Raw genomic sequence first — 12583 nt, 5'->3', positions numbered from 1 at the left:
CTCCTTCTACACCTCAAGTGTAATAATACATTACATTTACATCCCTTAAACATCCTTTTTTCTGTTCTTAGTTCCTTCTCCCACAAAGATGATGTAAACATTCATATCAGGTAGCGCTTTCTTGATTTGATAGTACATCGCCTGATAAACTTTTATCAATTTGCAATTTTCTCCGACTCCTCTTTATTCCACAAACCCTTGTGTGACAAGCGATTGCGAGCCGTTTCTATTGGAATTCGTATTCCTTATGTATGAATAAAAAAATCCCGGAGGCTGCGATATCTCCCCCGGAATTGACATGGCGTTCTATGTGGTTCTATGCGCTTGTGACCAATCTGAACGTATGTGTGATGGGTGCTGCACTGGTCGCGGCGGATTGTGGCAGTTCCACGAGAAGCCCGTCTTCCGTCTGCTTATACGAAAGTACGTCATCGCTACCGATGAGTTCGATCCGCTCTACCTTTTCCAGATAAGGAATGATTAACTGAGGTTGTACGGTCTCATTTTCGTTACGGTATATACGGAAAGCATATACGGTGTTGATCTCTTCCTTCTGGGTGAAAGCCCAATCCTTCGTAAAATATGGCCCGCAGATCCGGGTTCCATAGACGCCTTCTCCATGAGTTCCCAACCATTCACCGAGGCCCTTGATGCCTCGAATTGCCCCTTTTGGCAGACGCCCATCGGGTTGCGGGCCTACATTCAACGCCAGGTTACCACCCTTGGACACGACTTCAAGTAGAATATGTGCCAGCTGTCTTCCCGTTTTATACTGATCATCGAATCCGAAAGCAAAGGAGTTACCAACTGTAATACAGCTCTCCCATGGAATGTTCATCGGATGTTCCGGTATGGTCTGCTCGGGGGTAACGATATTCTCATACGGCCCACCGACAGTACGATCTGCGGACAGAAGCCAAGGTTGTGTGGTCTGACGCGCCCGTTCCACAACCTCTCCGAGCCTGATATCCTGACCATGGCGACCTTCGCGCACCCATCCAGCATCCAGCCACAGACATTCGATTCGCCCGTAATTCGTCAGCAGCTCCATGATCTGCTCATGTGTGAACTCCACGAATTTCTCCCACAGCCACGGATACTTATGGGGATCATACGAAGGGCCGCGCCACATATGACGTCCACGCTCCATGCCCGGTGCCCAGTAATACGGGGTATGCCAGTCCGCTTTGGAGAAATACGCTGAGATGCCGAGTCCTTTAGCCCGAAAAGCGTCAAATAATGCGCGACAGATGTCCGCGTACTTATGGGTATGAAAAGGCGTGTCCTTGCCCGTAATCCGGTAATCTGTCGTCTTGGTATCCCACATGCAGAAACCGTCATGGTGCTTGGTGGTGAACAGGAAATATTTGAACCCATTATCTGCCGCCATCTGAGCCCACTCCTCAGGCTGGAAGCGAATCGGATTGAAGGTTTTGTTCAGATCGAAATATTCCCGCTTGAAGTCTTCCATGTCATCCGTCCAGTCGATGTCATCGCGCGACCAATCGCCGTCCTCGTCGCTCAGCGCCCAGGACTCCACGAGGCCAAGCTGGGAATACGGCCCCCAGTGCATCATCAGCCCCAACTTCTGGTCCTTGAACCACTCCAGCCGCTCATTGAGCAGCGGTTCCTCCGGCTTGATCCACTCATCCTCTTTGCTAAAATTGTGCACCCCGGCTTCGACGATCTGCTCTTCCTGCTCCAGTACGGTTTCTTTGGTTTCGCTCATCCTGTTTCATCTCCTTTGGATTGGATAAAAGATAAACCATGCATGTTACGCCTGGTCACTCCGAGTGCAGTACCGTCTTTCGATCACTGTTATCCCCGGATTTCTTTTATTTCACTTTAAAATTGTTGGAAATCCGGTGATAAAGGCGAGCGCTTCGCTTCTTCAGATTGGTTCTGCACTCTCCGTTTTGGCGTAAACGCTAGTTTAACTATTAAAGGGCGTAGTAACTTTGTTATTTCGATGGCGGTGCCCTCTCCAATTGCTGTGGATCCCTTATTTCCCTCGTTTCTATAGGGAAATCCGAGGGCAGAGAGAGTGCGCTTTGTTGTATTGGATTGGTTTTGTGTTCTCCGTTTTAGTGTAAACGGTTCGCTTAACCTATACAGGGCGTAGTAACTTTGTTATTTCGATTGCGGTGCCCTCTCCAATTACTATGGATCCCTTATTTCCCTCGTTTCTATAGGGAAATACAAGCGGCTGATCTTGGCGAATAGGTAGAAAATTTTCTAAGGAACTCAGGGCGTCTTATTTAGCCTTTTGGTCCTCTTTTTAAATTGTAAGGAACATCAGACACGCTATTTCCCGAAATTTGCTGATAAAAACTCTGTAAACTGCTGTTTATTCTCATATAGCGTGTCTCAGGTTTCTTAGATTTCTACTGGTGCTTCAGAGCCTTAAATAAGACGCCTCAGATTCGTTAGTTCACTCCCTACTCTGCTCCAACCGCGGGCCAAGAAGACGACCCCAAATCCCGCCCGGAGTGGAGCTTTTCATTGAAAAGGAGCGAATTGCTCATAACGTTCAATGCCACGGGAGTAGTAAAGTATCAACTTGGAGCATCTCCGTATTGCAAAGCCCTTTTACAACGTGATTTCGCGACCCTGACGGGCTGATTCGTAGATGGCACAGAGCATTTTCATCACTTCGACGCCGTCCTCGACGGGACTAAGTGTTTCTTTGCGGCCCTGTGTACTATCGATAAAATGGTTGATTTCATTGCGGAACGAGCCCATAAAGTCGAATGATTTGAAATCCACCTGTGGGGTCATGTTCAAAATAGTGTTGAATTTCTCGCCAATAATCGAAATTTCCGGCTCCAACTCGGCACCGCCCTTGTCACCATATAACTTGACCGAAGTCTCATCCGCTTTGGCATGGAGCGTGAAACTGACATCCACGAGCAGGCTCGCGCCGTTCTCGAAACGAATCAGGGCATTTGCCATATCCTCTACGGTGTTTTGCTCCGCATCATAGTCGGCTGCTTTGTAGAATGACAGATTGTTAATGTTCGAGCGGTTCCCCAATCGGTTAGACACGTTAGCGGAGACGGATTTCACCTTCGGTCTGCCCATCAGATACCAGCAAATGTCGATCACATGCACCCCGATATCGATCAGCGGGCCACCGCCGGAGCGGTTGATATCCGAGAACCAGCCACCTGGATTGCCCAGACGACGCAGACTGGAGGCTTTGGCATAATAAATCTCGCCCAGTTCACCCTCGTCAATGAACTTCTTTAGAATCTGTGCATTGTCGCTATAGCGGCGAACAAAACCGACTTGCAGCAGCTTTCCGCTACGATGAACAGCCTTCTCTACTTCGAGTGCATCCTCAACCGTTTGGCATAGTGGTTTCTCACATAACACGTTTTTGCCCGCGTCCAGAGCAGCAATGCTAATTTCGGCATGTGAGTCGTTCCATGTACAAATGCTGACGGAATGAATCTCGGGCAGTGCGAGTAATTCTTTGTAATCGGTAAACACATGGGGTGCATCATATTGCTTCGCCACTTCTGTGGCACGTGCTTCATTCAGGTCGCAGATAGCGTATATTTCAACGTCCGGGTTACTGGCATAGGCTTGCAAATGACAATCGGATATGGATCCGGCACCGATAACGGCGACTTTCAATTTGGACATCGTGCTGATTCCTCCATAAATAAAATAATTGACGTCCAGCGGGTAGACGTTCCGGTTGCGAATCGTTCTTCCGATCGCTCTTATCCCCAGATTTCTTTAATCCCTTTATTGCAAAGGGGAAATCCGGTGATAAAGGCGAGTTAATGCTTACGAAGTAGCTTTCTTACAGAAAGCTTTTAACTTCGTTTCTTCAGAACCGATTTCGCCCCCTCCACTACTTTTCCTGACTGAATTAACTTTCCGTTTGAGCCATACGTAACTATTCATATTTCATTTAAAACAAGTACTCAGCCCTATGCCTCTTCCCACAGGCGGCGGACGTTATCCATAGCAATGCGTGAGGCGGTTTTACAATCCTCCATGCCTTCAAATTCAACCGAGATATATCCGTCATACCCGGATTGTTTCAACACACGGAATACCTCAGGCATGTCGATATCGCCATGGCCCACAATGGCGCCGCGCAGGTAATTGCCATGCGAGGTTTGGAACCAGCCTTCACCGGGATTTCGGTAGGAAGGTCTCCAGTAGAAGTCTTTAGCGTGCACGATCGACGCGTACGGAATGTTATTTTTTACGGCACTCACCGGATGTTCATCCACACAGAGGAAATTTCCGACATCCAGCGTAGTCTTGAAGTTATCCCGCGCCGTCTCGTGTAGCAAACGCTGAATTCGCTCGCTCGACTGCACGTAGTATCCATGGTTCTCCACGCTTGTTGTGATTCCAAAATCCGCTGCATAATCGGCTATCCGCTGACATGCCTTCACCAGTACCGGCAGGTCGATCTCGAACTGTGCTACGGTTCCCTCTGGTGCAGGGCGGAATGCCACGTCATGACGCATCAGCTTCACGCCAAGCGCTGCAGCCACATCCACATGTCGCATCACATTCTGGATCTCTTGCTCCAACGCTTCGGCGTCCTCCTGTACAGCAAAGTTAGCACCGATGGCATAATTGGAAATATCGATTCCAACCTCTTTTGCCACAGCTTTGATCTCATTAATCAACTCGGGGTTATCGATCAGACTGAATCCCATCGGCACAATCTCCACATGTTCCCCACCCTGATCGGCGATCCAACGAATGGCATCCGGCACAGTTAATTCTTTGCGATCCAATGCTTGTTGCAGACTGTAGGTGCTGAGTCCAACTTTCATTTTTCCTCATCCTCTCACGTAGTCAATGTCCATACCCAACGTATACCTTTTTCCGGCGGACACGACAATTCTCAATAATCGTTTGGCTCACCTATTTTCCTTTTCCTAGCCCAAATCCGGTGTATCCACCAACGTTACGGCCAGATCAGCCGTCCGATGAAGCTCGAATACCATGATTTCATTCTCACCCTCGCGAAGAAGTGGAGCAGGTACATATAACGTTTTTTGCGGCCCTTTATTCCAGTATCGACCCAGATTGAATCCGTTTACAAATACAATTCCCTTGGTCCAGTTATCCAATCGCAGAAAAGTATCTCTTACATCCGTGATATTAAACTCTCCTCGATAAAATGCTGGTCCCTGTACTTCATTAATTGTTTCGTTAATTGCTTCGCTAATCGCATCGCTGAATTGTAAACCCGACAGATCAGTTAATGGCAGACAATGAATCGTCCAATCATATAAAAATTGAAAGCCATGTCGCACACCCTCGGTGATGCCCTTCGGATCTCTCAGGTACGGACCATAGTTGATTCGCCCCATATTTTCAACAAGGATCAATAGATCTGCGCCCTCTGGCGGCACTTCAAAGGAAATCGATACTGCTGTATTCCCCCGTTCCAGCACGCCCTGAAATTGCCCATCCACAAACACAAGCGCACGGTCACGCACCTCCTGAACCACCAGTTCCTGTCGCTCCCTGGGACCGGATATCCGGGTTTGATAACAAATAAAGCCATAATCCTGACCTAGCTTCTCCATCGGTTCCGGATTTGTACGTTGTACCGGGACTGATATCCGGTCCATCTGCGCCAGTAAGGATGCCTGCTGAGTCATCTCCACTCGCCCATAGGCGATAGTCCCCTTCGGTTCTGGCAGCACAAGCTCACCCAGATCTTTGTTGCTATACCGAGCAATAAGGTCCCTCACTGCATGGAACTTCGCTGTCGGCTCCCCGGATTCACTGAGTAGTGAATCGTAGTCGTAACTTGTAATCGTTGGTTCGTATTGATCCTTCTGCTGACAGTTCGCCCCGTTATAAAATCCGAAGTTAGTCCCACCGTGGAACAAATAAAAGTTAACCGAAGCTCCCGCTCGAAGCATCTCTTCAAACACACCAGCAACATCTGCGGCTTCTCGGGTATGATGTGACTCTCCCCAGTGGTCGAACCAGCCATTCCAATACTCCATGCACATCAAAGGTTCGTCCACCTGATATTCACGCAGCTTGGCGAACGCTCCCTGAGTCCCTGATCCAAAATTGACCGTAGCCAGATGCCCCGGTACCGATCCTGCTTGCAACATGTGATCTGTCGGTCCATCGGAAGTAAACAGAAGCACATCCATACCGCGCTCTACCATGCTATCCTGTAAATATTGCAGGTAACTCGCGTCATTACCGAAGCTACCGTACTCATTCTCAATCTGCATCGCGATAATCGGCCCGTCATTGGTACTAAGAAGGGGTTTCAATTTGGGCAAAAGCACATCATAATAACGATCCACATTTTCCAGAAACTTTGCATCATTACACCGCAGACGGATGTCATCATCAGCAAGTAGCCAGGCAGGTAATCCGCCAAACTCCCACTCGGCACATATATAAGGACTTGGGCGAACAATCACATGCAGACCTATATCTCCCGCAGTGCGAATAAATCGTTCCAGATCAGCCAAACCTTCAAAACAATACTGCCCCGGCTGCGGCTCATGAACATTCCACGGCACATACGTTTCCACCGTATTGAAACCGCAGGCTTTCAACTTGAGTAACCGATCCTCCCAATATTCGGGGACCACTCTGAAATAATGGACGGCACCCGACAAAATCCGAATGGGCTCGCCATCATACATAAATTGTGAACCTTTATACGTCAGCACCGCCATGTTACAACCCTCCTCGCTCGCTCAGATATATGCCTAACCCGGACAACGTAGGGCACCATCTGGATTCATGAATGCTTAAACGCATCTTTCTCGATGTGACCTGTGGGAAACAGCAAATTCGCTTATACCCCACCACCGTCCCTTTGTAAAATTCTTCCCAACCACCATCTGCCCTCTGCGACTCCAGTGTAAAACGCTCAATCCGTTGGCCTGTCTGGATATGTTCCATCAGCACCACCCGGTCAAACGATCGTTCTTCCTGCAAATCCAGCTCGATCCAAGCCTGCTCCGTTCCTTCGTGAGGACACCAATACGTTTCCTGGCGTTCCGTCAGCACTTCCGATACGGCATGTTGTTCATCCATCGTCTCCGATGCTTTTACCGGCGCCTGCAAGGCGAAATTTTCCTGAAAAATGGTACGCAGCGAATCTCCCAATTCCTGTAGTCGCTCCACATCCCGTTCGTGAATGAGACCACGCCTATCCGGTGGCAGATTCAGCAAAAAGGTGGCGTTACCCCCCACTGCGCCGTAATAGACGGCGAGCAGTTCTTCCAATGTTTTGACCTGATCATCTTCACTGGCATGATAGAACCATCCTGGGCGAATCGAGGTATTTACCTCGGCAGGGTACCAGATCAGTGGGTCACCTTGGGAACGAATGACCTCTCGGCTTCCCAAATCACTGTCCTGCGTATTGATCCTTGTGGCGAACTCACCATCATCCACCTGTTGTGATTGCTCCTGAATTTTCTCATTATCCTGCATATGCGCTGGCACAACGCTCCATTCCGATTCCCGTGTATGCCCTGCCTCATTGCCACACCAGCGAACATCCGGCCCGCATACCGAGATGACAGCTTCGGGCTGAAGTTCACGAATAAGCTTATAATAGGCATCCCAGTCATAAATCTGCCTTTTGCCATTCGGACCCTCCCCACACGCGCCGTCGAACCATACACAAAAGATATCGCCATAATTCGTGAGCAGCTCGCGCAACTGTTGGAGGAAAAACTCGTTATATCTCTCCGAATCCCCGTAGGAGGCTTCATGCCGATCCCAAGGAGAAAGGTACACGCCAAACTTCAACCCGCCCTGACGGCAGGCATCGGCGACTTCCTGAACCAAATCCCCCGCACCGTTCCTCCATGGACTTGCCGAAACCGTGTGCGCTGTAAACTGACTTGGCCATAAACAAAATCCATCATGATGCTTGCACGTCAAAATCAGCCCCTTCATCCCCGCAGCCTTGCACGCCTGCACCCATTGCGCTGCACTCAGTTCAGAAGGATTGAAGATCGCCGGGTCTTCCTCCCCAGTGCCCCATTCCCGGTCCGTGAATGTATTTACCGTAAAATGAATAAACGCGTAGAACTCCATCTCCTGCCACCTCAACTGGCGTTCCGATGGCCTTACCTGTGCTACGGACTTAATCCATTCGGATGTTTGCAGTTCTTGATTCATGGCGTATCACTCCTTTTATTTCATGCATTCCTATGTCACTAGACCACCATCGCTTGGACCGCTACTCATTGCACTACTGTTCATGAATTGCTGTGAAGCAAACCATAACTGCTGCTTGGCTTCTTCGACCAAATGTGGAGCAATGGGATAATTAAAGCTGCCTTCATACCGCACGCCTGATCCCATATGTATCTCTGTGATACCCGTTTGTTGGACGAGGATCTGAATCCCATCTACGGTTATCCCAGAGCCAGCCATGACAGCGATGTTCAAGGTTTCCCCCAGTTCCTGAAGCTGTTTCAGTTCCAGCATGGCTTCAGGCGCTGTCTGTTTCCCTCCCGATGTAAGCACACGCTCGACGGTGCCCAATGTGTTGATGGCCTTGAGCGTCTCAGTCAGGCTTGCGCTCACATCAATTGCACGATGAAACGTAACGCCCAACCCCTGAGCTTCCGCCATACATGATTGCATGGATAAAAGATCCACTTCACCCTCTCCTGTAAGGGCGCCGATCACGATGCCAGCGGCTCCAAGTTCTCTAGCCACGCGTACATCCCGGGTCATGACTTGAATGTCATCAGTGCTATAGCAGAACGAGCGGCTATGCGGACGGATCATGACATACACCGGGATGGAGACCTTGGACATCACTTGCTCCATGACACCATAACTGGGGGTAAGTCCTCCTTCGCACATCGCTGACACCAGTTCAATTCGGTTTGCACCACCTTGTTCGGCGGCTCTGGCATCTTCCACATTCACAGTAATGACTTCCAATACAGGCTGTCTTTCCATAAGGTCGCTCCCTTCACTTCATCGTAGATTATTCCAGAACCGTTAACCCGCATCGATAGATATCACTCGAACTGCACACAGCCTGATCCATGACATAAAGGACCGACTGAACACTTCATCAGCGCTCCTGCGGTCCTTCTTCATCATTATTTGACGACGGTCAGCTTCCAGATCTCAATCTGAAAAGGCTGACCTTCCTGAAAGATATATTGTTTGTCGGCAATGATCTTCATGATTGGATTCTCCTTTGGGGACCGGAATGGGCTAGCAAATAGAGAGCGCAACGGACATCATGTACTTTGTCTGATAATTTTTGTTATTTTCGTTATTTTTAATGTTATTATTTATTAGCAATAGTCTAAAACGTTAGGATCAGAACGTCAATACAAAAAAAGACACCCAGAGGGTGTCTTCATGTCTTGGATAACCTTTCGGTTATCCGAGCTTTTTCTATTTTTTACGCCGAGCCTTCGTCATTCGATTAAACATAATCAGTGCAGCAATGATCATGGCTATCATGGCAATATTACTTGCCACTTCTTGTGATAAGCCAAAAAGAACTCCAAGGTTAGTCACCAGGCCTCTTACAATCAGCGCCACTACAACCAGCAGGATTGGACTCAAAAAATTATAATTTCTCATTCCTCGCAACACTCCTGACCCCATTGTTCAGAACTACGAATCTCATAACACTATCATAACAGTAGCTATTCCGTGTTACAACAAAGGACACCCGCGAACAGTGTCCTTTGCATGTACCCACGTATTCTACTTTTGATGACAGAACAACCTTTTGATTGCTGTTATCACCTGATATATCCGATTATCTTCTACACCTGCTTGAATTCGATCCAATCAATCTGGAGGCCTGGTTTGGTGAAGTCCAGTTTCAATTCATACAGTCCTGCTTCAAGATCTACTTTGACAAGCTTCTGTCTGATCCATTTGCCTTCCGTACCATTCGTTTGGATGGTGGTCACCAACTGATCATTCAGGAGCAGGTTACATGCACTTTGAGCCAGTTCCGGCTCAGGGGACATGATCTGTACGATAATCCGGTAATGGCCTGCCTCGTCCACTTTCATGTAGACGGGTTCAGCTACCACAGGTTTCACCTGTGCGTTCTCCACCAGCGCCTGAGCTTGCGCAGCAGATAGGGATGCATTCGCTTGGAACGAAGCGACGTTCTCCACGATCTCGTGTTTTCTGCCGGACACCGGTGCATTCATGATGAACTTGCAGATGTTAATCGCAGAGCGTTGCAGTTCTCCGCGCGTCAATGTTCCATTTTCCAAAGATTCAATCGTGTTATCATCCCAACCGTTGATCTCTGCGCCGTAGTTCGGTACAACCATGTAGAGATCATTCTGCGCACGAATCATCCAGTTGGTGTATTTGCGATCAGCCTCTCCACCTTCGGTCACATCGTTCATAATCGCCCACCAGTCGGTCATTACGATACCCTCAAAATTCCATTCGCCACGGAGAATCGTGGTGTTGAGATCATAATTGGATGCCGCCCAGTGTCCGTTAACCGGGTTGTAGGAGGTCATGATGGAGTTCGCTCCGCCTTCTTTTACAGCGATTTCGAACCCTTTCAGGTAAATTTCACGAAGGGCACGCTCAGAGACAACAGCATCTACTTTGCTACGGTGCTTCTCCTGGTTGTTGCAGGCAAAGTGTTTCAGTGTGGCATTGGAACCACCCTTCATGATACCTTTCGTACATGCTGCAGCAAATACACCCGAGATCAGTGGATCTTCAGAGAAGTACTCAAAGTTCCGGCCATTAAGCGGGCTCCGGCGAATATTCAGTCCAGGTCCGAGCAGGGTATCCACCTGATTTCTCAGCAGTTCCTGTCCTTCCATCACATACAACTCTTCAACGAGATCTTTGTTCCATGTCGCCGCAAGCAATGTACCAATGGATACCTGTGTTGCCTTCTCGCCACTATCCATACGAATACCGGACGGGCCATCTGCCGTACATGCTACCGGAATCCCGTAGTTAAACAGACTGTCGCTGACACCACCAAATGCGGATGCCGTTCCCGAAGTAACGAGCGGGCTGCTCATGCCTTCGCCTCGGATAATTGCCGCCAGATCCTGATCACTCAGTTGAGCGATGAAGGCTTCCAGACTCACTTTGCCAGCCTTAACATCACTCAGCTTGTAGCCCTGGTTACCCGTCTGCTCCAGCGTTTGCGGGAGATTCTGCTCAATCCGGTTCGCCATGGAAACTTTACGCTTCGGCACTTCAGCATAAGTCAGTTCATATGATCCATCTTCCTTGCGCAGACCCGGTTTCATCCGTGTAAAATCTTCAGTTGGTGCCATCGCTTCTTGCAGTTGCTCCACCAATTGAAGGGATTCAATAACATAGCCATCCTGGCCATCGATGCTAATGAGATCCACTTGTTTCACACTGGTTCCTGCATGTAGTCGGTAAGTGCCTTCTTCCAATACGTATGCGGAAGCATGACCTGTAACACCTGCATCATCGTAGGATGCCATGGCATGGATCGGGAAGCTGATCGTCAGAAGTTCTGACTCGCCCGGCTGCAACAATCCTGTTTTGCCGAAAGCTACTAAAGCCTTCACCGGTTGTCCCAGTTTGCCTTGTGGTGCTTCATAATAGACCTGCACTACCTCTTTGCCCGCATATGTTGTACCTGAGTTGGTCACATTGACACGAACTTCAATGTAGGTTTCGCCGTCTTTGGACACGGATTTCGCTTCTTCGTGCTGGGTCAAAAACGTCGTATAAGACAGGCCGTAACCGAATTCAAACTGAACGCGCTCAGGTCGAAACGTTTCGAAATAACGATAACCTACATAGATATCTTCCTGATACAGGTTCTTGAACTCATTGCCGTAGTTGCTTGTCGAAGGATAATCTTCGATGGAATATGCAATCGTATCTGTCAGTTTACCGCTTGGTGTAACGTCTCCCGCCAGCACATCAGCAATCGCGTTACCACCCTCCATACCGCCATGCCAGGAGTAAATCACACCTTGGATTGGATGTAGATACGTTTCGTTTAACCAGCTCATATCGATGATATTCGAGACATTCAGCACAACGATTGTGTGTTCAAACTGCGAAGTGACTTGCTTCAACATCGCTTTCTCATCTTCTGTCAGTTGGTAACTTCCTGGCGCATCCGCATTATCCTGATCTTCTCCCGCTGTACGACCAATCACGATAATGGCTTTGCTGGATTTGCTTCTAGCCTGTGCAACAAGTTCATCCGTCAAAGGCATTTCTTTCTGATTCCATGGCTCGGCTGCCCATACTTTTCCGCCATCATCAAATGGATTTTCCTCAATCCACTTCTCATAGACAGCTGCCAGCTCTTCATTCACCGTAATATTCTTTTTGCTGCGAAGACCATCCAGCAGATTTGTTGTGTAGGCCACATGAACACTACCGCCTGAACCCGTACCGCTCCGATAATAATTGACTTGAATTCGACCAAAAACTGAAACGTTTTCGTTTTCGCGAAGCGGAAGCACTTGGCCTTCATTTCTGAGTAGAACGGCTCCTTCTGCGGCAACCGTACGACTAAACTCTGCAAACCCTTCCAATGGAACTCCGATTTGATGTGTGCTCAATGATTTCCCTCCTGATT

The 12583-nt window shown here is 48.7% G+C and carries 8 protein-coding genes; all 8 read right to left on the bottom strand.

The features are described 5' to 3' along the window. Positions 1-316: 316 nt before the first annotated feature. Positions 317-1729: an alpha-L-fucosidase gene (locus MKX75_RS01195; RefSeq protein WP_339168067.1), complete on the bottom strand. Its 1413-nt coding sequence runs from the start codon at positions 1727-1729 to the stop codon at positions 317-319. An 860-nt stretch (positions 1730-2589) separates the two neighbouring features. After that, positions 2590-3648: a Gfo/Idh/MocA family oxidoreductase gene (locus MKX75_RS01190; protein WP_076210238.1), complete on the bottom strand. Its 1059-nt coding sequence runs from the start codon at positions 3646-3648 to the stop codon at positions 2590-2592. A gap of 293 nt (positions 3649-3941) precedes the next feature. After that, positions 3942-4808, bottom strand: coding sequence for a sugar phosphate isomerase/epimerase family protein (locus tag MKX75_RS01185; RefSeq protein ID WP_339168065.1), 867 nt, complete (start codon positions 4806-4808; stop codon positions 3942-3944). Between the two features lie 105 nt (positions 4809-4913). Then, positions 4914-6695: a beta-galactosidase gene (locus tag MKX75_RS01180; protein WP_339168064.1), complete on the bottom strand. Its 1782-nt coding sequence runs from the start codon at positions 6693-6695 to the stop codon at positions 4914-4916. 1 nt (position 6696) lies between these two features. Continuing rightward, positions 6697-8157, bottom strand: coding sequence for an alpha-L-fucosidase (locus tag MKX75_RS01175; RefSeq protein WP_339168061.1), 1461 nt, complete (start codon positions 8155-8157; stop codon positions 6697-6699). 30 nt (positions 8158-8187) lie between these two features. After that, positions 8188-8952: a copper homeostasis protein CutC gene (locus tag MKX75_RS01170; RefSeq protein ID WP_339168059.1), complete on the bottom strand. Its 765-nt coding sequence runs from the start codon at positions 8950-8952 to the stop codon at positions 8188-8190. A gap of 450 nt (positions 8953-9402) precedes the next feature. Further along, positions 9403-9594 (bottom strand): hypothetical protein, encoded by a 192-nt coding sequence (locus MKX75_RS01165; protein WP_062837718.1) that lies wholly within the window; start codon positions 9592-9594, stop codon positions 9403-9405. A 188-nt stretch (positions 9595-9782) separates the two neighbouring features. Continuing rightward, complete coding sequence (locus tag MKX75_RS01160; RefSeq protein ID WP_339168057.1) at positions 9783-12566, bottom strand: glycoside hydrolase family 3 C-terminal domain-containing protein; 2784 nt, start codon at positions 12564-12566, stop codon at positions 9783-9785. Between the last annotated feature and the right edge of the window lie 17 nt (positions 12567-12583).

Source organism: Paenibacillus sp. FSL R5-0341 (assembly GCF_037975235.1).
Classification (GTDB): Bacteria; Bacillota; Bacilli; order Paenibacillales; family Paenibacillaceae; genus Paenibacillus; species Paenibacillus amylolyticus_A.
This window is presented reverse-complemented; position numbering and strand designations above follow the sequence as displayed.